Raw genomic sequence first — 22,456 nt, forward strand, 5'->3', positions numbered from 1 at the left:
ACTGTTCAACCGCGCTAGTTCAGAGCCGGTAGAGCAGGTTGATCGCATTCACCATCGCTTCTGTCGAGGTGAGGACGATATCGTCCCCTGAAGCCCCGGCATCGACGATCCGTCCCTTCTGGTCCTCGACCGCGATCGTGACATGGCAGATCGCATCGGACCCTCCCGATATCGCTTCGATCCGGAAGTCCTTCAGCCGGACCTCGGCAGGAAGGAACGTGCCGATGGCGTTCAGAGCGGCGTCCACCGGGCCGTTGCCGACACAGCTGACCACCCGTTCCTCCCCTTGCCAGATCGCACGGACACTGGCGGTCGGGATCATATGGTTTCCGGTCATGATTGCGATATCCGCAAGGTCCATCGCCTTCGGCCCTTCCTCGATCCCGAGCACCCCTTCACCGATCGCATAGAGGTCGGAGTCGGTGACTCTCTTCCCCTTGTCCGCGATCGCCTTCACCTTCTCGACGATCAGGTTCAGCTGCTGATCGGTTGTCTCAAGGTGGGCATCGAGGAGCATCTGCCTGACGGCGTGTCTGCCCACATGCTTGCCGAGCGTCAGCCGGCGCCGGTGCCCGACCATCTCAGGGGTCATGATCCCCGGTTCGAATGTGGCCGAATTGGCGAGTACCCCCTGCGAGTGAATCCCGGATTCATGGGAGAACGCATTCTCCCCGACGACCGGCTGCATCGGCGGCATTGAAATCCCCGAGAACCGTGAGACCAGCGTCGAGGTCTCGACGATCTTCTCGGTCCTGATCCCGGTCTTGATCCCGTAGATCGATTCGAGGACCATCACAGTCTGCGCGAGATCGGCATTGCCGGCCCTTTCCCCGATGCCGTTTACCGTCACTTGAACCTGCCGTGCCCCGGCCTCGACGGCCAGGGTGGTATTGGCCACCGCAAGTCCGAAATCGTTGTGGCAGTGGACATCAATTATCGGGTCGACCTCCGATGCGATCCCGCGGACCATGGCTGCCATCGACGTCGGAGAGGCGATCCCGACGGTGTCGGGGAGGTTGATGATCGTCGCCCCTGCGGCGGCAGCGGCCTTGCAGACCTCAAGCAGATAGGCCGGCTCGGTCCTGGTCGCGTCCATCGGCGAGAACATGCACTGGTCGTGATGCTCCCGAACATACTCGATGATCGCAGAGGTGCTGGCCAGCACCTGCTCGCGGGTCTTCTTGATCGTATTGACCCGCTGGATATCGGATGTCGGAATGAAGACATGCACCAGATCGACGTCACAGTCAAGACAGGCGTCCACATCGGACTTCAGGGCACGAGCAAGGCCGCAGATCTCCGCGTCCAGATTCATGGCCGCGATAGCCCGAACCGACTCGCGCTCACCGGCAGACGAGGCAGGGAACCCGGCCTCGATCGTATGGACTCCCAGATCGGAGAGCTGCACTGCGATGCTGTGCTTCTGTGCTGTACTAAATGAGACCCCAGGGGTCTGCTCACCATCCCGAAGGGTGGTATCGAAAACAGTGATCATAGGTTGATCCACGTTTTTACCGGTGAAGAAAACAATTCCCCACAGGAGTTGTTATGCGTTGCATACAGAGAATTATAGATCTTCTTTATATTAATATTCATCAGCCCCAGCACAGGTTCCCCAAAAGGAGCGATATGTTTAATTACTCTCTATTCCAAGTTAGTTAGGGCAGTGACCCGCCTTAACTCAGACTGGTAGAGTGCGCGGCTGTAGTATGATTTACCGTTCAGGTAAACGCGCGGCTACCGCGATGTCCCCGGTTCGATTCCGGGAGGCGGGACATCTGAGAAAACTCAACAACAAGTGCCCAGGTAGTGTAGTGGCCTATCATGATGCCCTGTCACGGCATCGACTCGGATTCGAATTCCGACCTGGGCGTCACTCAATTTTCCGGTATTTTTATTTTTTAGATCTTCAAAAAAATCGATCTTCATATGTGTCTTTTTCAGATTAAATTCTCCCCAAAGACCAGCGCCGGGGAAGTATCGATCCATTATTAGAACGAGTCTCAGGTATGTGGACCAGTTCAAATTCCCGAATCAATCGATTCTCTCGTGCGCTCCTCGCAGGGGGAGAGAGGGATCACCCTACCTGCGTTATTTTCAGTTCGATTCCGATCTCCTCACACTCCCTGGAAAACCCGGGTGATAAACGTTCAAGACTCACTCTCCAGGATTCGCATCCCATTCCACCAACGGTGGTCCTCCCCGATCGTATCCCATTGTATCCAGGACAGCAAGCCAGTCAAAATCGGAGAGGCTCTCCGGTGTCAGCGGAAAGTAACTGGAGTTCTTCCTGCTCCCCGAGCGGATGGGAATGGCACCCATATCAGGGGCGGGAAGCCCCTGCCCCCGATGGGTCGGGATGAATCGCGCCGGCCCCGCCACGGCGGTCAGCCGCGCCTCAAGCGTGTTGGCTTCGGGCCGGCCGATGCCGTTGGCCTCGGAGGTGCCCACCGCCGAACCGATGACAGCATACCGCGGGCCGAACATCGTGTCGAGGTGCGCCCCCGCCGGCCACCAGGTGAGGAGGGTGGGGCCCAACTGCCACGCCGCCCGTCCCCGCCGCAGGTGGCTGTTATGTCCGAAGGCCAGTACCTTCCCCCGACCGTGCTCGCGGGAGACGAGGTATGCCAGGTTCTCCGCCATCATCGCATCGCGTATGCCGAGGAGGAAGGCGGTCCGTTCGCCCCCGCCCGGGCGTGCCACCGCCGCATGGTAGTTCAACAGCTGCCGGGCTGTCGAGGCATAGTGAACGGCTTCCAGATAGCGCCATTCGTCGCTCTTCGCCACCAGATCGGGACGGTGCACCTGCAGTTCCTCGATGAGGTCCTCGGTCTCGATCCGGAGCGAGGTCACGGCCGGCGACAGGCCGATCGATCGGGCAGGATCCATCATGGCAGCCGGGTTCTCCCAGTCGGCATCCTGTCCCAGGAGGCGGTCGATCCGTTCGCGACAATCACGGTTGCCGGCGCCATCGATCGAATCGAGGTAATCGAGAACAAACTGCAGGAGCTGGCGCGGACTGTCGCTGTGGGTCATCTCGGTCGGGCTGTCGAAGCCGTAGAACCTGAGTTTGACACGATGGGACGGATCGGCATTGTACTGGCGCATCCACTCCACGAGCTCCCGGTTCGCCTCAAACCGGCCAAAACCATGACTGAAACCGGCCTCCTGCACGGCCTCGTACGATGCCGGGCCACAACCGGCGACGTATTCGTTCACAAGGCGGGCCCGGGGGAAACTGCTCTCAAGGGCGATAGCGCTGTATCCGTGCTCCTCAACCAGACGCCGGAAGAGCCGGTTGCGGAGGAGAAGGATCTCCCTGCCGCCGTGAAGCGCTTCTCCAAAGCCGAGCAGGTCCACAGGGCTGTCAGGGGAAGCGACTGTCCTGTCGACAGCGGTCTCGAAGTTCTCGATAGAATCGAGTGAGAACGGAATCGCTTCATGACAGATCCAGTCGTCAAGGCTGACATAGGCCGGGTTGGGACGTTTTTTCATCGTTCAAATCTCCTTGTCATCAGGGCGGTTCAATATTATTCAGAGATATCCCGTTTTTCGTCGACAGCATGGAGTTCATCACCCCGTTACCGTTCATACCCTTGTAAGCGGCCGTCGGCACCCTTCTCTTTCTTTATGTCAGCACTAGCAGGACCCGAACGAGACCTTCAGGTCTCCCAGTGCAGCACGTTCCGCACCACAGACCAGCGTGGCTCGGTCAATCCGGCATCCTTCCCCAGGATCCAGTAATTGTACTTTTCGTTCAGGTTCCCGTAGTCCTTCTCCATCTTGAGCCAGTAATTGAGCGACATCAGATAGGTATCACTACTATTCTGGGCCACAGCATACCCATACATCATCTGGTACGAGTCGTTAGGCTCGATGATGGCCACGTCGTAGAACGGGTACTGCATGGTCATCGTATACCCCTCCTCAGCCGTGGTGATGAGGGCATCCGCCTTCTTCTCCACGAAGAACTCCTCCTCTGAGTCGATTGGAACGATCGTCGCTCCAGGAAGCATCTGTGCAGCCACCTTCACCAGCGCCGTGTTGTTGAAGACCGCGACCCGGAGACCCTTCATCTTCTTCACGTTCTCCAACTTCGAAAACTCCGCCTTTTGTTCGTCAGGCACCACGAACGACATGTGAACAGTGACGTACGAGTCGGTGAACTTCATCTCATCAAGCCTCTCCGGTGTGACTGCAACCGAGGACATGACGATGTCGCAGTAGCCGCTGTTGAGGGAATCAGCGAGGGTCGCCCCAGTGATAGGGACGAACTCGACCCTGGTGACATTGACGAACCGGGCCAGATCATAGGCCATCTGTACATCATATCCCACCAGATCACCCTTTCCGTTGAAGAAGACAAAGGGGATATTATTGCTGTTATACCCCACCCGAAGCACACCCCGCTCCCGGATCTGTTTGACATCCTCCCCTCCTCCACCCAAGTCATAGGGACCGAGGGGCGGAACATCCTCAACACGCGAATAGACTGTAGTATTTATACCCACATCCACCCTCGCCCCATTCAAATCGAGAGGAAGATCCATCTGAGAGATCTGATCGTTCCCATGATAGGTGTTGGCCAGCAACAAAGCGAAACCCATCTTCAGACCTCCAATCATGATAAAGGTCAGCAAGAGAATGAGCACGACTGATGGGATCATCCTTCGCCACCGCATCCGGCCCCGGTTCGTGATGAGGGCGATGCTGATGGTGGAGAACGAGAAGATCGACATACAGGAGAGGGCAGCCACAAAGCACTGACGCAAGATCCCCATGCTGATATACAGGTTGTACGCGTCTGCAGGGAGGTGCATCAGATTCAGAAGCGATACCACCGAGAGTTTGGATGAACCGAAGAAGGTGGGAATCCCCACGGCAATGAGTTGCACCTGCTGCATTAGATCCGACGGGCTCTGATAAAGCCAGGCCACGAAGAGGATGAAGAGAAAGGGGGTGATCCCGCCCAGCAGCGGAAAGGTATAAGCCACCGGTACCAGGATCTCGCTGTACGACCGGACGTCCCTCCAGTCAGGGGCCTGTTCCTGCATCTCCCCAGTCCAGTCCTCTTGGGGAAGGTCATCAGGCCGGTCCGCATTCCCACCCGCACCGCTGCTTACAGGAATCCCCGACGGCCCCTCGAAGAGTTTCCTGACACCTTCGATGATCAGCGGCAGGGTGATGAACTCACTGCCGGTCGAGAATGCAAGAACCACAGCTCTGGACGAGGCGGCGAGGATGTCCCGATAGCGGAAGGTGGTGAAACAGGTGATCAGCAGGGGCAGGACAACGAGGCCGAGCAGGACAGTGGCCGCGGCAAGGGAGACCAGGTAGACCTGAAGATCCAGAAAACCCTCAAAGGTCATGGTTCCTGCCGTGCTGGCGGTGATGACGAAGACACCGATGGGAAAGGTCCGGGACAGGATGCTCGTCATGCGTGTGAGCGCGCCCAGCAGGATCCTGAGCGAACTCAGGATAGGTCCGCTCCCATCATCCATCATCAGGGCGAAGCCCAGGAACAGGCAGAAGAGCACAGTGGCCGGGATTATCCCCTCTGACAATGACTGGAAGGGGTTGGAGGGTATGAACTGGTCGATGATGTTGAAACCGACCGTCTCGGTCAGGTCCTGTGCGCTGAAGAATGAGGCAGCCTCCCGAGGAGGGAACGCCCATTGAAATGAAAAAAATATCCCGACACCGATAGCCCAGAACAGGAGCAGGACCAATCCCGCTTTCACGGCGATCGCCCGTGCACTGTCCCTCTTCAGGCTCCCGATTCCGACGATAAGGGAGAGCACCACGGAAGGGAGGATGGTGATCTGCCAGATCTTGATGAATGCATCGCTGAATGGTTTCAGAACCGAGCAGAGATCCCCAAAGAACAGACCAGCGAGCGCTCCGAGGATAAAACCCAGCAATATCCAGATGGTCAGGTTCAGGCTGCGCAATCTCATGGTCTAATTCCCATTTTTTCCCGTTCCATGACCACTCCACACAGGTCACTGCGACAGCACCGGAAACGAGGATTATGACAGTACTGGCCACCTGCGTCTGAATTCGGCTTCCTTCAGATGTCTGGCCAGGCTGATAAATAATGCAGATATTTCATTTTTCATCATATAACCGTTCCCGCTTCGATAGGCCAGGTTTGATCGCTCCAGGCGTGTCGACACCTAAGAGCCATCTGATGGAATTGAATAGGCACAGGCCGGTCCAATGGTCTCCTTTCAGAAGTTTGCTTCCCCCCAATACCCTTCTCCATTGAAGGCCCGAGGAACTACCGATATGATGACAAAAAATTCCAAAGAACATAAATACTCAGATTTCCCAAATGTTGGATCATTACAACCATGGGGAAATACAGTATGGACGCACAGGATTATCGATCGATCATCGAATCGGCTATCACCAATGAAGTTGAGGCATACAGTTTTTACCAGCGAATCTCAGAGACCGTTCAGGATGCAAATCTGAAGACGCTCTTCAAAGAACTCGCTGATGAGGAGACGGGACACCGAAGACTGCTTCAGGGCTTCATCAACCGTGAACCAACGGCACTGCACTTCGACGCAAAGAAGAACTACAAGATTGGAGAGATGCTTGAGACCCCCGCGCTGACGGCTGACTTAAAGCCTGTCGACGGCCTGGTGATCGCAATCAAGAAGGAACTCTCAGCGATGCAGATGTACACCCAGTTCGCAAACCTGACCACCGACGAAGAGGAGAAGAAGATGTTCCTCGAACTCGCCAAGATGGAAGGGGGTCACAAGGCACGCCTTGAGGACCTGTACACGAACATGGCATTTCCTGAATCCTGGTAACAACCTTTTCAGATAAAATCAGATTCCTTTTTTATACAATCGTTCAGATGTCACCTATATGTACCTGAGGAATCAAATAGATAGAGCATATCTTCATGATACAAAAAGTCCCTAAAAACCAGGGATTCTGGGAGTAGGTTTAATGGAAACTGTAAAATTAGGCCGCCTAAAGATCTGGGCCGCAATGATTATTCTGTTCTGCGGGGTCTGTATCGGGCTGGCCACACCGATATCAGCCACCGTACAGATCTATCCACTGGGGGATTCTATCACGTATGGTGATGTCCACGACGGTCAGAACTTCCCAAGTTATCGATACTGGCTCTGGAACGATCTGAAGAGCAAAGGGTTCGATGTCGACTTTATCGGCAGCCAGCACGGCCCCGATTACGGGCTCGTCTACGACACCGACAACGACGGCCATGCCGGGTACACCTCGGCGCGTGAACTGGCAGAACTCCCCACCTGGCTGCCGGGACTGAAACCGGATATCGTGCTCCTCCATCTGGGAACTAACGATGTGCTCGAAGGGGTGCCACAGGCTACGACCATCGGAAACATCGGAGCGATCATCACTGAACTGCGGGCAGTGAACCCACAGGTGAAGATCATGCTCGCAGAGATCATCCCGACCAGTGTCAACAAGACCAATGAGCAGATCGTCTCTCTCAATACAGGGTTTGCAGGGCTGCAGCAGCAGATGAGTACTGATGCATCACCGATCATCCTGGTCGACCAGTACACCGGCTATGACGGTGAACATGACAACCAGGACGGAGGGGTGCACCCTGCAGAAACTGGAGAGATGAAGATCGCCGCCAAATGGTCTGCAGCACTTGTATCGCTCCTCTCACAGCCCACAATCCAGCCCACCATAGCGGTGACAACAGTGGCACCCGTCGTGACCACAGTAGCACCGGTGGCGACCCAGACAACCACAACGACCTCTGATGACTGGAGTGGATTCGGGAAATCGTTCGGCTCCTCAAGCGGTTTCGGATCCTTCGGGAGTTCCTCGTCCTTCCAGAGCGGAGGAAACGCTCTCGGTGTCGTGGTGTCATCCTCCCAATCCATCATCGCTTCGATCGGCTCCACATGGGGCGGCTTTGGTGGCAGGACCACCGTATTTTAACCCCTTTTTTTGAGAGCAGGAGGATATTCAATGGGTACCCGCTCAACAGAATGGTTCTGGTCAAAATCCCAACCGTTGTAGAATTTACGATTCGCCGTAAAGCAGAAATGGAATTGAGAAGAATCCGAAAGGAGTCTTCAACTGTCTCAAACGCATCTCATTGAGAATAGACCAACTGCAAATGTTTGTCTACGATAAGGAAAGGAACGTATGTTCAACACGATTAAAAAAAAAAATTCAGGCCGGAGGTGCCGGCTTTTCTTGCGATTCGTCCTCATTTGGAGGTGCATCTGCGACTGGTTTCTTCATCGACGGGAAGAGGATCACCTCCTTGATCGAGGTGTTGTTGGTCAGCAGCATTACCACCCGGTCGACACCAAACCCGACACCACCGGTTGGGGGCATCCCGTACCCAAGCGCGTTGATGAAGTCGTAGTCGACCATCTGGGCTTCGAGATCCCCGGACAACCTCTTTCTGTCCTGAGCCTCGAGCCGGTTCATCTGATCGATGGGATCGTTCAGTTCTGAGAAACCATTGGCGATCTCCATCCCGTTGATGAAGAGTTCGAACCGTTCGGTGAACCCCTCCTTGGATCTGTGCCGCTTGGCGAGCGGGGAGTTCTCAATGGGGAAGTCGTGGACGAAGGTCGGCTGGATCAGTTGCTTCTCTGCGAAGAACTCGAAGAAGAGAACCAGGAACTCCCGGGGGGAGGCGGCCTTCTCGTACTCGGGGACGGCGTGTTCGATCGCAAAAGCCTGCAGTTCTTCGAGCGAGGTGGCAAGGACATCGATCCCTGCATACTCCCTGACTGCCTCCTCCATCGTGATCCGCCGCCACGGTCCTGCAAAGGAGATGACAACCTCATCGAACGTGACCTGGTCACACCCATGGATGGCATTGACCAGTGAGGAGAGGAACTCCTCCATCAGGTCCATCATGTCGTTGTAATCCCGGTACGCCTCATAGATCTCGATCAATGTGAACTCCGGGTTATGACTGGTGTCGATGTCCTCATTCCGGAAATTCTTCCCGATCTCAAAGATCTTCTCAAACCCGCCGACCAGTAGCCGCTTCAGGTATAACTCCGTAGCGATCCGGAGGAAGAAGGTCTGATCGAGGAAGTTGTGATAGGTGGTGAACGGTCGTGCATTCGCACCACCATAGACCGGTTGGAGCGTCGGAGTCTCAAACTCGAGGAAACCCCGTTCGCCCAGGAACTGCCGGATCAGCGAAATGATCCTGGACCGAACACGAAATGTCTCCCGGGCCTTCTCATTCATGATAAGATCCACGTACCGCTGTCGGTACCGGGTCTCGGTGTCCTTGAGCCCATGGAACTTCTCCGGGAGCGGGCAGAGCGACTTGGTGAGCAGGGTCAACTGGTCTACCCAGAGGGTGATCTCCCCGAGTTTGGTCCGGAAGAGATGACCACTGACCCCGATGATATCTCCGCGGTCGATCTGCTCGGTGAAGAGAGAGAATTGTTCCTCACCTACATCGTTCTTTCTGATATAGAGTTGGATCCGGCCCTGTTCATCCCCAAGGTCGGCGAAGACGGTCTTCCCATGGTTGCGAATCGTGTAGATCCGGCCTGCGATCTTGACCGACTCCTCGCTCTTCTCATGACCGATGTCAGCGAAGCGGGACTTGATCTCGCAGATTGAGGTGGTCCGGTCAAAACTGTACGGATAGAGTTGGTGATGCCCTGCTGACAGGGCCTCGATCTTCTCAAGTCTGCCTGCATCAAAATTCAGGCTCTCATGTGGACACATATTTCCGATTTCTCCCCGGATTGTGCTATAAACAGCTGGCAGAAAGTCCGGTCTTGGCCATATAACTGTGGCTATTGCAGTAATATAATTCCCCTTACGAGGTATTAATACCTACAGCAGCCGGATTATGAAGATCCCAGTGATAATGCGGAACGTATATGCAACAGGCACGAGAACAGAGTAACATTGAGGTTGAGGTACATGGAAGAAATCGATCAGAGCGGAGAGACCGGTGGAGAACTGAGTCCAGAGAAGTGTAGAACATTGATCCAGAACAAGGGGGACCGGTGCACCATCATCGATGTCAGAACCCGTGATGAGTATGACGAGGGACATTTGCAGGGGGCGATCAACATGGACCTGTTAAACGGTGAATTGTCTGCAGGGGTCAATACCCTCAAAAAAAACATCCCCTATGTGGTTTACTGCAGACGAGGTAATCGGGGGAAGAAGGCGATGGACCTCCTCCAGTCAGCCGGGTTTTCCGAAGTCTATAACATCAGTGGTGGCTATGAACAATGGAAGGCTGCCGGACTTCCAACCATCCTATGAAGATCGTTTAACCCTGATCAGCAGCGCAGTGATTACAAGAAGACTACAGACGACTCCAGGAGATGGAGATTCTGTGGAATGGGTGGTCGGATAGGTGACGATTCCACCGGACGTGGTATTCGTCGTTGTTGTTGTCGTCTGCCCATTCGTCTGGCCTGCCTCTACTGGCCGGGCTTCTCCCGGGAAGAGGGCCACTGTCCCGGTGCTGGTCCCTGCACCCAGGTACCACCCGTCCGGAGAGAAACCCAGCGCAGTGACCGAAGACGGAAGTTTCGTCTTCCAGAAGAGATATCCACTGTTCCCAAAGAGCATCAGCGAACCATCCTCCGTGCCGGCCGCTATCAGGGCCCCATCCGCGGTGACAGACACTGATGTAATCGGAGAACCGGCCGGATAGGTCCACTGCGGCCAGGCAGCGCTGTTGAGGTAGATCAGGGTCCCTTTCTCGTCCCCGGCAATGGCGAAGGTGCCGTTGACCGGGACCGCGACCGTGGTGATGGCATTTCCTTTATAGTACCGCCCCATCTCCACCCCGGTGCGGTTGCAGATGAGCACCCCCGAAGTACCACCGGCAGCCACCATGCTGCCGTTCCAGGTCATGCCAAGTGAGACCGGGCGAATGAAACCAAGGCGCCAGAGATCATGTCCGGACCCGTCAAAGGCATAGAGACCATCTATATCAGAGACCACATTCATGCTCCCATTCTCTGACATAGCAGCGGCCCAGATCACGTTGGACCCGCTGGAGAGGGAGGTCAGTTCACCCTGGTGGATCAGGCCTCCGTTCTTATCGATGCCGGCGATCACCCCTTTTTTGGTACCCGCGACGATCTGACTCGCATTGGGAGTCATCGCCACGCAGGAGGTTGATAGGAGCGGAAGAACCCAGATATCATGCCCGCTGACATCGAGCATGTGAACACCGTCATCCATTGCAGCAGCGACCAGATCCCCGCTTCGATTAACCGCGACACCCTCGGTCTTCCAGGTCACACCCATCTGCTGGCCACTCTGGTTGAAGAGATAGAGATGTTCCCCACCAACAGCGATAGTGGTTGCATTTCCAGATATTGCCAATGATGAGACCGTTTTATCGGTTGTCTCGGTCCAGATCGGCTCCTGAGCCTGCACACTTGAGATGGATACAAGGATGAGGAGAAGCGAGACGAAAACCAGTAAAAAAGCACGTCCGATCATATTCTTCATCCAAATCTGTACAGCATATATCGTCAGAAATTGTCTGTAACTACTCTGACGGCAGGGATAAAAAGGGATATGGTCTGATTTCATAGGACAGTTGGGAGGTACGTTCAATAATCGACCTTGTGACGGTCAGGGACGGTCTGCACCAGCATTAAAAAATAGATGATGGTCAATCCCCCAGCCTGCGTACGATGAATAAGGAAACCGATACCACTGGGCGAAACCAGCGCGAGGATGCCAGAGGAGACCCCCATCAGGGGATAACCTCAGCAGCCCTATTCCACTGAATCGATCGGTACAGGAAGAACCCGACCACGATGAATGTGATCAGTGGAGAGAGCCAGGATGGGGATTTGATGCCGAACGCATCCAGTACCATGATCCCCCCGAGGAAGAGGATCGAGTACATGGCACCATTCTTTAGGAGCGGGTACCGCCTGATCCGATCGATGTTTCCAATCGTCAGTTCACGCACCACCAGCGCTCCGATCCCGTTTCCGATCATGATCAGCGGGACCAGGAGGGTGAAGGCGAAGGCCCCGACCACCCCATCGATCGAGAAGGTGGCATCGATCACCTCGAGGTAGAAGAGTTTGCTCAGATCGGTCAGGTGACCGCCACTCAGCCGCTTCTCCTGCACCTCGGCATTCTGTTTGAACCCGTTCACGATGAAGAACGCAGTCGACCCCACGACGGCACCAAAGGCCATCATCGGATCTGTTTTCAGGGCGAACCAGACGATCCCGGTGAGGAGGAGGGAGATAACCGCATAGAACCAGACCCCCTTGCTCTGGATGAACCGCTCGCCCCGGAGCCCATAGTGCTTATGCTCGACGAAGAGCCAGTTGAAGAAGAGGAAGAGCAGGAATGTCCCTCCGGCGATCAACAGGATCGGAGAGGATCGTTCGATCGCCTCGAGGACCATCGGATCGCTGCTGAACATCGCGGTGAAGGCCTGAATCGGCCCGAGCGAGGGAGTTGCCATCCAGACGATCAACCAGGGGAGCAGTCCCCTGACCACAAAGACCGCGATGAGCAGACCCCAGACCAGGAACCAGCGTCGGGCCTTCTCCCCCATCGAAGAGAGCACCTCTGCATTGATGATTGCATTATCGATACTGCTGACGGTCTCAAAGAGGACCAGCCCACCGATAACGACGAGAATACTCAGAATATCCATAACAGTACCGTGATCAATTCATCCTGGTTTCATATGAACCTTGACCCTGTGAGAATCTCTGCAGACACCCACAATCTCTAACAGGAGGGTGTACGTAACTGTACTGCATGACCAGGCCGATTCTTCAGGTGGCACTCGACCTCCTCGAACTTCCGCGAGCGCTTGCGATCGCAGATGAAGCAGTACAGGGGGGGGCAGACTGGATTGAGGCAGGGACGCCGCTGATCAAGAGCGAGGGAATGGAAGCCGTCAGGGCTTTGCGGGACCGGTTCCCAACGCATCCGATCGTGGCAGATATGAAGATCGCAGACACCGGGACGATTGAGGTCGAGATGGCGGCCAAGGCCGGGGCCAGTATCGTCTGCATCCTCGGGGATGCCGACGACGTGGTGATCAGAGAAGCGGTCAGGGCGGCCAGGCTCTATGGGATCCGACTGATGGCAGACCTGATCAATGTCGTTGACCCGGTCGGACGATCCGCCGAACTGGCCGGCCTTGGGGTCACGATCATCAATGCCCATGTCGGGATCGATCAGCAGATGATCGGACGACAGTCGATCGACCTGCTCAGGCAGATCCGGGAGACGACCACAGTCCAGATCGCAGTGGCCGGCGGACTCGATGCCGTGACTGCGGCCGAGACGGTCAGGCATGGCGCCGATATTGTGATCGTCGGTGGCGGGATCATCAGATCCGGGGACGTGACGGGGGCTGCGACCAGAGTCCGGGCGGCTATCGACAACCCGGATCTGGCCCCCAAGAAAAAGAAGAGTCTGGATGACGAGATCCGGGAGATCCTCATGACCGTCTCGGCACCGAATATCACCGATGCGATGCACCGGAAAGGGTCGATGGTGGGGCTCTTCTCCCTCTGCGGAGATGTGAAGATGGTCGGAAAGGCGGTCACCGTCCAGACGATCGCAGGGGACTGGGCCAAACCGGTCGAAGCGATCGATCATGCAGAGGCCGGCGACGTACTGGTGATCAACAACGATTCCTGCACCCATGTCGCACCCTGGGGGGAACTGGCGACCCGGAGTGCCCTGAACCGCGGGATCACCGGAGTGGTGATCGACGGCGCGGTCAGAGACGTGGACGACATCCGAAAGCTTCGTTTCCCCCTCTTTGCGAAGGCGACCCAGCCGAATGCCGGTGAACCGAAGGGGCTCGGGGAGATCAATGCCGAGATCCTCTGTGGCGGGCAGTACGTCAATCCTGGCGACTGGATCGTCGGGGATGAGAGCGGCGTCGTGGTGATCCCGGCTGAGCGGGCCTACGAGGTGGCCCGCAGGGCGCTGGAGGTGAAGAAGACCGAGGAGCGGATCAGGGCAGAGATCGAGCGGGGAGCTACGCTCTCGTCCATATCAGAACTCTTAAAATGGGAGAAGAAGTAGATTCAGGAGAAGGCTTTCGCCTGGAGTAACTCCTTTTTTCCAGCGAGAACTGCCTCGATCGCCTGCTCCACCTGATCGACCCTGAGGATCAGGACTGCTCCGTCCTTACCACTGTATGCGTAGGAGTACTCGATATTGATCCCGGCATCCCCGAGCAGGGTCGCGATATCAAAGAGACCGCCGGGCTCGTCCCGCATCGCGACCGCGATCACCTCGGTGAACGCGACATTGAAGCCGAGATCGGTCAGCCGGGTGAAGGCACGGTCAGGATGATCGACCAGCGCCCGCACCACCCCAAAGCCGTTCGCCTCGGCGATGCTGAAGGCGAAGATGTTCACCTTCTCCTCTTCAAGGGCATGGGCAATCGCTGCCAGTCTGCCCGGTCGGTTCTCTGAAAAGATCGAGATCTGCCTGATGATATACTGCTTCTGATCCATCTATAACACCCTCTTGTCGATGACCCGCTTGGCTTTTCCTTCAAACCTGGGCAGCGAGCCGGGCTCGACCAGTTCGACCTCCGCTGCCACGTTCAATGCGTTCTTCAGCCTGTACTCGACCTTCCGCCGGATCGCCATCAGGTCGTTGATCTTGTCGCTGAACGCCCCGCTCTGCAGTTCGACCTGCAGCAGCAGCGTGTCCAGGTTCTTCTTCCGGTCGACGATGATCTGGAAGTGCTCCCCCCCGACCTCGGGGATGGAGAGGAGCGTGTGCTCGATCTGCGACGGGAAGACATTGATCCCGCGGATGATCAGCATATCGTCGACCCTCCCCTGGATCCGGTCGATCCGCGGATGGGTCCGGCCGCAAGCACAGACCGAGTCGTCCATCGAGGTGATGTCCCCGATCCGATACCGAATCATCGGGAGCGCCTCCTTCTGGAGCATCGTGATCGTCAGTTCGCCCTTCTCCCCACAGGGGAGCACCTCCCCGGTATCAGGATCGAGCACCTCGATCAGGGCCAGATCGCTCCAGATATGAACCCCCTGCTGCTCGACGCAGTCGGTGAACATCGGCCCCGAGAGTTCACTGGTCCCATAGATGTTGTAGGCCTTGATCCCGAGCCACTCCTGCATGTGGTCGCGCATCCGTTCAGACCAGGGCTCGGCGCCGAGGACCCCGACCCTCAGGTCGGTATCGTTCTTGATACTGACCCCCATCTTCTCGGCGACCTCCCCCATGTGGAGCAGGTACGACGGGGTGCAGGCGATCGCCGTGGTGTGGAGATCCTGCATCAGTTCGATCTGCCGCTCGGTGTTGCCGACGCTGCTCGGAAGGACGGTCGCACCGATCCGCTCAGCCCCATAGTGGAGACCGAGGCCCCCGGTGAAGAGGCCGTAGCCGTACGAGACCTGCATGATGTCGCCGCGCCCGAGACCGCAGGAGGAGAGCCCGCGTGCCAGCGAGATGGTCCAGTGCTCGAGGTCCTGGGCGGTATAACCGACGACCGTCGGCTTACCGGTGGTCCCTGAGGAGACATGATAACGGACCAGTTCCTCCTGTGAGGCCGTGAAGAGCCGGTCGGGATAGTTATCGCGCAGGTCACGCTTGAACATGCACGGGAGTTTCTGCACGTCAGCGAGGGATCCGATATCGTCCGGGTGAACCTTCGCCTCCTTCATCCGATCATGGTAGAACGGGGAGAAGGCATACAGTCGGCAGACCAGGGTCTTGAGCAGCCGGTACTGCTGCCGCTTTTGCTCATCTATCGGCATCTCCTCGATCCGCGGATCCCACTTCATATCAGATCCCCCCGCCGATCGATCACCCGTTTCGTCTTCCCCTCGAAACGGGGAAGCGACCCGGGCTCGACCAGCCTGACCGTGGTCCTCAACTCGAGCGTATCCTTAAGGACACCCATCACCCGCTTCTGGATCCTGGCGAGGTCCTGCAGCTCCCCGCTGAAGTACTCCCGGCTCATCTCCACCTCGATTGTCATCTCATCGAGATGGTTCTTCCGGTCGACATAGACCATGAACTGATCCCCCACCTCAGGCAGTCCGAGCAGCACGTCCTCGATCTGGGACGGAAAGACATTGATCCCGCGGATGATCAGCATGTCGTCACTCCTGCCGGTGATCCGGGCGATCTTCTTCATCCGGCCGCAGACGCACCCGTCCTCCATCAGCATCGTGATATCCCCGGTCCGATATCTGAGGAGAGGCATCGCCTCCTTGACGAGTGGGGTCACCACCATCTCGCCCCGCTCCTCCGGGCCGAGCACCTCCCCTGTCTTCGGGTCGATGATCTCGACGAGGTAACTGTCATGCCAGATGTGGAGCCCATCCTTCTCCGGGCATTCAAAGGCCACTCCCGGCCCGAAGAGTTCGCTCATCCCATAGGAGTCATAGGCCGAGAGTTCGAGGCGATCCTCAAGCTCCCGGCGCATCGTCTCGGACCAGGACTCGGCCCCAAAGATCCCGGTCTTGAGCGAGTCGAGGGTGACCCCCATCTCCTCAGCCACCTCAGCGATATGCAGTGCATACCCCGGGGTGCAGTGGATCGCGGTCACGCCGAAGTCACGGATCATCTCGATCTGTCGCCGGGTATTCCCGGTGCCGGCCGGGACCACCGTCAACCCTGCCTTCTCGGCCCCGGCATGGAGACCGAGACCTCCCGTAAAGAGACCGTAGTTGACCGAGTTCTGAAAGACGTCACCCTCCCCAAGGCCGATCATCGTCAGGTTTCGTGCGATCAGGTCAGACCAGGTTTCCAGGTCGTTGCGAGTATACCCGACGACCGTCGGTTTCCCGGTGGTGCCGGAGGTGGCATGGATCCGAACAACCTTACTGAGAGGGACGGCGAGGAATCCGAACGGGTACCCCCCACGGAGGTCCTGCTTTTTCGTGAACGGGATCTTCTGCAGGTCATCAAGTGACTGGATCGCCTCCGGCCGAAGCCCGGCCTCTTCGAACCTGGCACGGTAAAATGGTATCTTCTGGACCTGCTGTACCGTCTCCTTCAACTTCTTGAGCTGATGCGAGGCGAGTTCTGCCGGCCCCATCGTCTCTACAGACTTATTCCAGAACATAGAACACTCACTGGTATGGTGCTGGTTGGAAGGCCAGGACCGACCCTCTCTGCACCAGGACTACCTGATCAATTATATGACAATTCTCTATGATAAGTCCCATCCCATGAACAGGGACTCAGACCTGCCCCCGATACTCAGACGGGATTCGATCGAGGAGCATTCCCTCGACGATCACCGGCATCAGCCGGCGCCCCTCTTCGACGGCCATCTTCAGCCTCCAGTCGCGATCGGCATAGATCGTAAAGATCGGGTCTCCAGCGTTCACCTGCTCCCCTTTCTTCGCATGGAGGAGGAGGCCGGCACCATGATCGTGCGGAGCGCCGGCGATTCGGGCGAGGCTGACCAGCGCCCGATTGTTCAACTCGATGATGTACCCAGTGTTCTGAGCGTTCACAACGAATTCGAACTCCCCGGGTTTGATGCTCTCCGACGTGACGGCCGGGTCCCCCCCCTGGATCTCGATGATCTGGCGGAGCTTCCGAAGCGCTTTTCCGCTCCGCAGAATCTCTTCTGCCATCTGGTACCCCTGCCCCTTTGCGGCCTTACCGGACATCTCCAGCGCGATCCCTGCCAGCGAGAGGCTCTTCTGGATCAACGACCTGGGCTCATCTCCGCCCTCGAGGATGGCCAGCGCCTCCCGCACCTCGAGGTTCGGCCCGATCGTCCGTCCGACCGGGGAATCTCCATAGGTCAGGGCGCACTCCACCCGGATCCCGAGCCGCTCACCGAGCTCGATGAACTCCCGGGCCATCTTCCTCCCCTCCGCCATATCAGGGACCTTGGTCGAGGATCCAACTGGTATGTCGATCACCACCAGATCGGCACCGACCGCGAACTTCTTCGCCATCACCGAGGCGAGCATCTGCCCGCGGGCGTCGATCTTGAACGGGTACTCGACGACGATGATCTTATCGTCGGCTGGAGCGATGTTGGTCGCACCCCCCCAGACGATCACCCCGCCGACCTTTTCGGTCATCTGCTGAACCTCAACCGCAGAGAACTCCACCGGCGCCAGCACCTCCATCAGATCGGCCGTCCCTGCAGCCCCGGTGATCGCCCGGGAACTGGTCTTTGGGATCTTCAGCCCGCTGGCCGCGATGATCGGGACGATCAGCAGGGAGATCTTGTTGCCCGGGACGCCACCGACCGAATGCTTGTCCACAATTGGGTGGTTACTGAACTTCAGCCGGTCCCCCGACTCGACCATCGCGTGGGTCAGGTACTCGACCTCATCCATATCGAGACCATTGATGTAACAGGCGGTCACATAGGCTGATAGTTCAGCCTGGGAGAGAGAATCGTTGACGATATCCTGGATGATCTGACGTGTATCATCCTTGGTCAATTTCTCATGGTTCATCTTCTTCTTGATCAGGTCAAGGGCGAGCGGCTTCTTCGCCTCCCAGACCTCGACCTCAGTTCCATCGACCAACAAAAGGGTCCTGTTGGTGAGTCCATAGATGCCAATCACTCCAACAGGGATCATCGTCGTGGTGATATCCACCACAGCCGGAGTTGATAGCCCACTGGCATGGTTCATGATCTGCACTCGATCGCCTTCGAGAACACCGACCATCCGCGCATCAGAGGCGTTCAAGAGAACCCCGCGGTCGGCGATATCCAGAATCTTTGCAGAATACTTCATACCTAAACCATCCTGCATATTGAATCAGACGCCATAATCATACAGTATAATCGCTGAACGTGGAACCTACTTATGTGCACCGGTTCCCGCTACCGGGCAGGAATTGAGGGTTTGAGACCATAAGCATTAATAGAACATTCAGTAATGTATTGGTAATGAGATGGGTTGCAGCGATTCTGCTGCTGATACTCTGTCTATCGCTGATCGCCCCAGTGTCGGCACTCTATGAAAACAGATACAGTTACATCTCTGTCAATACGGTGACCGTGCACCTGGAAGAGAAGAGTGCAACCATCGATGTCGACTACACGATCGATGATGAAATACAGCTGCTGGTCTCTATTCTCGGGAGAACTGATCTGAACCGCAAGGTGATGCATATCATCAACTATGATAATGCTAGGATCCAGCAAATCGATATGACGCATGCTCGCCTGATCGTGGACAATGCCTCCAATGATTATGGGGCAGGATCATTCTGGTTTCCATCCCACCAGTTCGGGGTCACCATACCAGACCTTGAGGTCACTTCCCCCCAAACAAGCAAAAATTTCACCTCAACTGCGGTCTTTCCAAAAGGGATGGGTTACTTTGGTGCCGAAGCACCACCTGTACAAACAGCGGCCGTTCTGACCACTCCTTTGAATTTTTAAATCTTTTTCGCCTGCGCCCGGTACCAGGCGATCGTCTCTCGCAGTCCCTGTTCGAACCCGACCTCGGCATGGAACCCGAACGCCTTCTCTGCACGGCTGACGTCGAGGCACCGACGCGGTTGACCGTCAGGTTTGCTGGTATCCCAGTGGATACTCCCTTTAAAGCCGGTCAGGTCTGCGATCAGGGTGACCAGATCCTTGATCGAGATCTCCTGATGGGCTCCGAGGTTAACCGGGGCCGGCTCATTGTACCGCTCAGCGGCGAGCACGATCCCACGTGCGGCGTCGTCGACGTACAAAAACTCACGCGATGCCTGACCGGTGCCCCAAACTTCAACGACATCACGATCCTCCTGTACTGCTTCGACAAATTTTTTGATCAGCGCTGGGATCACATGAGAACTTTCAGGGTTGAAGTTGTCCCCAGGACCGTACAGGTTCACCGGCAGCAGGTAGACCGAGTTGAACCCATACTGCTGCCGATAGGCCTGCGACTGGACCAGCAGCATCTTCTTGGCCAGCCCGTAGGGTGCATTCGTCTCCTCGGGATATCCGTCCCAGATCGCATCCTCAGAGAACGGAACCGGGGTGAACTTCGGATATGCGCAGACCGTGCCGATCAGCACACACTTGCCAACCCCGGCCAGTCTCGCAGCTTCGACCAGTTGCACCCCCATCATCAGGTTATCATAGAACAGTTCAGCAGGGTGACCCATGTTGTACCCAATCCCACCAACCCGTGCAGCCAGGTGGATGATCAGATCGATATCCGAGACCGCCTTGACACAGTCATCCCATCGACGGAGGTCAGCATCCCTGCTCCGGGGAATCCGGATATTCTCCTGCTGTACTCCTTTCCGCTTCAGCTGGTCGACCACATGCGAACCAAGAAAGCCTGCTCCGCCGGTCACCAGGATCCTCTTATCCTGCCAGAAACTCATGATATTACCTCAACAATACTCGACAATAACGCTGCAATTCCATCTGTTGTATAAGGTTGCCCGAGCGTATCAAAATGATCGCGATAGTCACCCAACCGGTCGAGGTCGGCGATCCAGGCCCCATCCCGGTACTCGTCCCCAGAGATCTCCTTTCCAATCCCACCGGCAACGACCGTATCGATGAAGAGATGATCCTCATAGAACCCATTCCTCTGAAAAAGAACCAGCGGAACCCGTGCCCGAACCGCCTCGGAGACAGTACTGTACCCGCCCTTGGCTACGACCAGATCGCTCATCCCGATATAATTCTGCGATTCGGTCTCGCCGGCCGGGATACGAATCAGATTCCGGACACGGGTCTCTACAGCCGTGGAGACCACACAGGTAACCCCTGCATCGGATAGATGCTGGATCACCAGGGGAGAGAGATCCGGGCAGTCCATCCCAGGACCCAGGTAGACCACGATCCGATCCTCATCGAGCCCATACTGTCTTCGAAGAACAGACCGCGACTCAGTGATCTCTCGTGCGATAAGCCCTATTCTTCGCCGCTTTGAGAAAACCTCCATCCCATCATCGAACGGAAGCACCAATCCCAGATCAGCGGCAGCATAGGCTTCCTGGATCTGATCGAGGGCCGGGTGACCAGGAAAGAGAGAAGCAAAGATGGAATGCCAGGTGAAATTGGAGACCCCGATCCCCGGGATACCGAGGGACTCGGCGACCAGGAAGGGTTGAGGGGCGATATCCGAGACGATCAGGTCGACACCGTGCTCTTCACAGAACCGTCGCTCATCGGTGAGATAGCGTTCCCAGCCACCAATCCAGGTGTTGAGGGCCTGTTCTGTCCGGGGCCGGTCCACTTCTGGAACCCGGTCCTTCAACACCACCCCGATATCGTTCGACCCGACATGGACTGCAATACCAGGGAGAGACTCTCTGACGAAACTGGCAGGTCCCCCTGTCCGTACCAGTACACGCACCCCCATCGCGGAGGTGATCGCCCGGATCATCGCGATCGAACGCGAGGCATGCCCGAACCCATAGTCGCTGATATACCAGCAGATCGTCAGGGGGGGCCTGCTCAATCCCCTCTCCACCACCGATTCGGGAACTTCTCCGCGAGAATTGCATCCCCCTCGCCGATCGGTTCGAGGCCAGCCGCCCGCATATCGGCATCGACCATGATCCTGACCAGGTCGGTGAAGGTGATCTTCGGAGCCCAGTTCAGTTCCTTCTTCGCTTTGGTCGGGTCAGCGATCAGCGACTCCACCTCGGTCGGCCGGAAGTATCGGGGATCGATCTTCACATGCTCCTCGACCTTCAACCCGGCATAGGCAAAGGATTCATCGAGGAAATCCTGTACCGAGTAGGATGTTCCGGTTCCCATTACGAAATCATCGGCACGGTCCTGCTGCAGGATCCGCCACATCGCCTCGACGTACTCTGGAGAAAAACCCCAGTCACGCCGTGCTTCGAGGTTCCCCAGGTAGAGAAACTCCTCCTTCTTCGCCCGAATCCTGGCGATGGCCCGCGTGATCTTCCGGGTCACGAAGGTGCCGCCCCGGCGGGGAGACTCGTGGTTGAAGAGGATCCCGTTGCTGGCGAAGATGTTGTACCCGTCCCGGTAGTTCCGGGTCATCCAGTAGGCATACAGTTTGGCACAGGCGTACGGGCTGCGGGGCTGGAATGGTGTCGTCTCGGACTGTGGGGGTGCAGACGAACCGAAGAGTTCACTGGACGAGGCCTGGTAGAACCGGACATTGTTGTTGGACCGCCTGACCGCCTCGAGGATTCTGGCAGTCCCAAGGCCAGTCACATTCCCGGTGTACTCAGGGGTGTCGAAGCTGACCCGGACATGGCTCTGCGCTCCGAGATGATAGACCTCGTCGGGCTTGAGATTGTACATGATGTTGTTGATCTGTTCGGAATCTGAGAGATCCCCGTAATGGAGAAAGAGTTTTGTCTCGGCGTCGTGGAGATCGGTGTAGATATGATCAATTCTACCTGTGTTGAAGGTCGAGGCCCTTCTGATGATTCCATGCACCTCGTATCCCTTGCTGAGCAGCAACTCGGCGAGGTATGACCCGTCCTGTCCTGTAATTCCCGTTATCAATGCAGTCTTCAT

18 protein-coding genes and 2 tRNA genes are annotated in these 22,456 nt (G+C 56.7%); 7 read left to right on the plus strand and 13 right to left on the minus strand.

Going from position 1 to position 22,456, the window contains the following annotated elements:
• Positions 1-19: 19 nt before the first annotated feature.
• Positions 20-1,495, minus strand: coding sequence for a 2-isopropylmalate synthase (locus MPAL_RS10545; RefSeq protein WP_012618728.1), 1,476 nt, complete (start codon positions 1,493-1,495; stop codon positions 20-22).
• A 175-nt stretch (positions 1,496-1,670) separates the two neighbouring features.
• Here MPAL_RS10545 and MPAL_RS10550 point away from each other — a divergent pair.
• Together MPAL_RS10550 and MPAL_RS10555 are read left to right on the plus strand one after the other, a co-directional pair.
• Positions 1,671-1,775 (plus strand) — tRNA-Tyr (locus tag MPAL_RS10550).
• 25 nt (positions 1,776-1,800) lie between these two features.
• Positions 1,801-1,873 (plus strand) — tRNA-Asp (locus tag MPAL_RS10555).
• A 284-nt stretch (positions 1,874-2,157) separates the two neighbouring features.
• On the opposite strand, the gene MPAL_RS10560 is transcribed toward MPAL_RS10555, so the two are convergent.
• Together MPAL_RS10560 and MPAL_RS10565 are read right to left on the minus strand one after the other, a co-directional pair.
• On the minus strand, positions 2,158-3,495 hold the full coding sequence (locus MPAL_RS10560; protein WP_012618729.1) for an erythromycin esterase family protein: 1,338 nt from the start codon (positions 3,493-3,495) through the stop codon (positions 2,158-2,160).
• 167 nt (positions 3,496-3,662) lie between these two features.
• Positions 3,663-5,957: a cation:dicarboxylate symporter family transporter gene (locus tag MPAL_RS10565; protein ID WP_012618730.1), complete on the minus strand. Its 2,295-nt coding sequence runs from the start codon at positions 5,955-5,957 to the stop codon at positions 3,663-3,665.
• Between the two features lie 396 nt (positions 5,958-6,353).
• Here MPAL_RS10565 and MPAL_RS10570 point away from each other — a divergent pair, with 396 nt between their 5' ends.
• Both MPAL_RS10570 and MPAL_RS10575 read left to right on the plus strand, forming a co-directional pair.
• The gene (locus MPAL_RS10570; protein ID WP_236610376.1) at positions 6,354-6,824 is read left to right on the plus strand and encodes a ferritin-like domain-containing protein; all 471 of its coding nucleotides are present in this window, start codon (positions 6,354-6,356) and stop codon (positions 6,822-6,824) included.
• Between the two features lie 184 nt (positions 6,825-7,008).
• Positions 7,009-7,956: an SGNH/GDSL hydrolase family protein gene (locus MPAL_RS10575; protein ID WP_052292256.1), complete on the plus strand. Its 948-nt coding sequence runs from the start codon at positions 7,009-7,011 to the stop codon at positions 7,954-7,956.
• 237 nt (positions 7,957-8,193) lie between these two features.
• On the opposite strand, the gene lysS is transcribed toward MPAL_RS10575, so the two are convergent.
• Complete coding sequence (gene lysS / locus MPAL_RS10580; protein ID WP_012618733.1) at positions 8,194-9,729, minus strand: lysine--tRNA ligase; 1,536 nt, start codon at positions 9,727-9,729, stop codon at positions 8,194-8,196.
• Between the two features lie 201 nt (positions 9,730-9,930).
• Here lysS and MPAL_RS10585 point away from each other — a divergent pair, with 201 nt between their 5' ends.
• Positions 9,931-10,281, plus strand: a complete 351-nt coding sequence (locus tag MPAL_RS10585) for a rhodanese-like domain-containing protein (protein WP_012618734.1) — start codon at positions 9,931-9,933, stop codon at positions 10,279-10,281.
• On the opposite strand, the gene MPAL_RS10590 is transcribed toward MPAL_RS10585, so the two are convergent.
• Complete coding sequence (locus MPAL_RS10590; RefSeq protein ID WP_048145341.1) at positions 10,276-11,487, minus strand: WD40 repeat domain-containing protein; 1,212 nt, start codon at positions 11,485-11,487, stop codon at positions 10,276-10,278. The genes MPAL_RS10585 and MPAL_RS10590 overlap by 6 nt on opposite strands.
• A gap of 250 nt (positions 11,488-11,737) precedes the next feature.
• Positions 11,738-12,664 (minus strand): DUF475 domain-containing protein, encoded by a 927-nt coding sequence (locus MPAL_RS10595; RefSeq protein ID WP_012618737.1) that lies wholly within the window; start codon positions 12,662-12,664, stop codon positions 11,738-11,740.
• Positions 12,665-12,771: 107 nt separating this feature from the next.
• On the opposite strand from MPAL_RS10595, the gene MPAL_RS10600 reads away from it, so the two are divergent.
• Positions 12,772-14,058: a bifunctional hexulose-6-phosphate synthase/ribonuclease regulator gene (locus tag MPAL_RS10600; protein WP_012618738.1), complete on the plus strand. Its 1,287-nt coding sequence runs from the start codon at positions 12,772-12,774 to the stop codon at positions 14,056-14,058.
• A gap of 2 nt (positions 14,059-14,060) precedes the next feature.
• On the opposite strand, the gene MPAL_RS10605 is transcribed toward MPAL_RS10600, so the two are convergent.
• The 4 genes from MPAL_RS10605 to MPAL_RS10620 all read right to left on the minus strand — a co-directional run bounded on the left by MPAL_RS10605 (position 14,061) and on the right by MPAL_RS10620 (position 18,734).
• Positions 14,061-14,495 carry an ACT domain-containing protein gene (locus tag MPAL_RS10605; RefSeq protein WP_012618739.1) on the minus strand — a complete coding sequence of 145 codons (435 nt, stop codon included), beginning with the start codon at positions 14,493-14,495 and terminating at the stop codon, positions 14,061-14,063.
• Positions 14,496-15,797: a phenylacetate--CoA ligase family protein gene (locus MPAL_RS10610; protein WP_012618740.1), complete on the minus strand. Its 1,302-nt coding sequence runs from the start codon at positions 15,795-15,797 to the stop codon at positions 14,496-14,498. It abuts the gene before it with no gap.
• Entirely contained in the window at positions 15,794-17,086 is a 1,293-nt protein-coding gene (locus MPAL_RS10615) for a phenylacetate--CoA ligase family protein (RefSeq protein ID WP_012618741.1), read from the minus strand. The genes MPAL_RS10610 and MPAL_RS10615 overlap by 4 nt, the downstream gene beginning before the upstream one ends.
• A 118-nt stretch (positions 17,087-17,204) precedes the next feature.
• Positions 17,205-18,734 (minus strand): AMP phosphorylase, encoded by a 1,530-nt coding sequence (locus MPAL_RS10620; RefSeq protein ID WP_012618742.1) that lies wholly within the window; start codon positions 18,732-18,734, stop codon positions 17,205-17,207.
• A 155-nt stretch (positions 18,735-18,889) separates the two neighbouring features.
• On the opposite strand from MPAL_RS10620, the gene MPAL_RS10625 reads away from it, so the two are divergent.
• Positions 18,890-19,387, plus strand: coding sequence for a hypothetical protein (locus MPAL_RS10625; RefSeq protein WP_012618743.1), 498 nt, complete (start codon positions 18,890-18,892; stop codon positions 19,385-19,387).
• Here the strand turns inward: MPAL_RS10625 and MPAL_RS10630 are convergent.
• The 3 genes from MPAL_RS10630 to gmd are packed head-to-tail and all read right to left on the minus strand — an operon-like array spanning position 19,384 to position 22,456.
• Positions 19,384-20,328, minus strand: coding sequence for a GDP-L-fucose synthase family protein (locus MPAL_RS10630; RefSeq protein ID WP_012618744.1), 945 nt, complete (start codon positions 20,326-20,328; stop codon positions 19,384-19,386). The two genes, MPAL_RS10625 and MPAL_RS10630, sit on opposite strands and share 4 nt — an antisense overlap.
• The gene (locus MPAL_RS10635) at positions 20,325-21,416 is read right to left on the minus strand and encodes a glycosyltransferase (RefSeq protein WP_012618745.1); all 1,092 of its coding nucleotides are present in this window, start codon (positions 21,414-21,416) and stop codon (positions 20,325-20,327) included. Before MPAL_RS10635 ends, MPAL_RS10630 begins: the two co-directional genes overlap by 4 nt.
• Positions 21,413-22,456 carry a GDP-mannose 4,6-dehydratase gene (gene gmd / locus MPAL_RS10640; protein ID WP_012618746.1) on the minus strand — a complete coding sequence of 348 codons (1,044 nt, stop codon included), beginning with the start codon at positions 22,454-22,456 and terminating at the stop codon, positions 21,413-21,415. Before gmd ends, MPAL_RS10635 begins: the two co-directional genes overlap by 4 nt.

Source organism: Methanosphaerula palustris E1-9c (assembly GCF_000021965.1).
Taxonomy (GTDB): domain Archaea; phylum Halobacteriota; class Methanomicrobia; order Methanomicrobiales; family Methanospirillaceae; genus Methanosphaerula; species Methanosphaerula palustris.

What these genes read in the sequence shown, in the direction of transcription:
- MPAL_RS10560 (WP_012618729.1), bottom strand. Translation starts at nt 3,495, where the DNA reads ATGAAAAAACGTCCCAACCCGGCCTATGTCAGCCTTGACGACTGGATC.
- MPAL_RS10625 (WP_012618743.1), top strand. Translation starts at nt 18,890, where the DNA reads ATGAGATGGGTTGCAGCGATTCTGCTGCTGATACTCTGTCTATCGCTG.
- MPAL_RS10595 (WP_012618737.1), bottom strand. Translation starts at nt 12,664, where the DNA reads ATGGATATTCTGAGTATTCTCGTCGTTATCGGTGGGCTGGTCCTCTTT.
- MPAL_RS10575 (WP_052292256.1), top strand. Translation starts at nt 7,009, where the DNA reads ATGATTATTCTGTTCTGCGGGGTCTGTATCGGGCTGGCCACACCGATA.
- MPAL_RS10600 (WP_012618738.1), top strand. Translation starts at nt 12,772, where the DNA reads ATGACCAGGCCGATTCTTCAGGTGGCACTCGACCTCCTCGAACTTCCG.
- lysS (WP_012618733.1), bottom strand. Translation starts at nt 9,729, where the DNA reads ATGTGTCCACATGAGAGCCTGAATTTTGATGCAGGCAGACTTGAGAAG.
- MPAL_RS10630 (WP_012618744.1), bottom strand. Translation starts at nt 20,328, where the DNA reads ATGAGTTTCTGGCAGGATAAGAGGATCCTGGTGACCGGCGGAGCAGGC.
- MPAL_RS10610 (WP_012618740.1), bottom strand. Translation starts at nt 15,797, where the DNA reads ATGAAGTGGGATCCGCGGATCGAGGAGATGCCGATAGATGAGCAAAAG.
- MPAL_RS10605 (WP_012618739.1), bottom strand. Translation starts at nt 14,495, where the DNA reads ATGGATCAGAAGCAGTATATCATCAGGCAGATCTCGATCTTTTCAGAG.
- gmd (WP_012618746.1), bottom strand. Translation starts at nt 22,456, where the DNA reads ATGAAGACTGCATTGATAACGGGAATTACAGGACAGGACGGGTCATAC.
- MPAL_RS10620 (WP_012618742.1), bottom strand. Translation starts at nt 18,734, where the DNA reads ATGAAGTATTCTGCAAAGATTCTGGATATCGCCGACCGCGGGGTTCTC.
- MPAL_RS10585 (WP_012618734.1), top strand. Translation starts at nt 9,931, where the DNA reads ATGGAAGAAATCGATCAGAGCGGAGAGACCGGTGGAGAACTGAGTCCA.
- MPAL_RS10590 (WP_048145341.1), bottom strand. Translation starts at nt 11,487, where the DNA reads ATGAAGAATATGATCGGACGTGCTTTTTTACTGGTTTTCGTCTCGCTT.
- MPAL_RS10565 (WP_012618730.1), bottom strand. Translation starts at nt 5,957, where the DNA reads ATGAGATTGCGCAGCCTGAACCTGACCATCTGGATATTGCTGGGTTTT.
- MPAL_RS10615 (WP_012618741.1), bottom strand. Translation starts at nt 17,086, where the DNA reads ATGTTCTGGAATAAGTCTGTAGAGACGATGGGGCCGGCAGAACTCGCC.
- MPAL_RS10545 (WP_012618728.1), bottom strand. Translation starts at nt 1,495, where the DNA reads ATGATCACTGTTTTCGATACCACCCTTCGGGATGGTGAGCAGACCCCT.
- MPAL_RS10570 (WP_236610376.1), top strand. Translation starts at nt 6,354, where the DNA reads ATGGGGAAATACAGTATGGACGCACAGGATTATCGATCGATCATCGAA.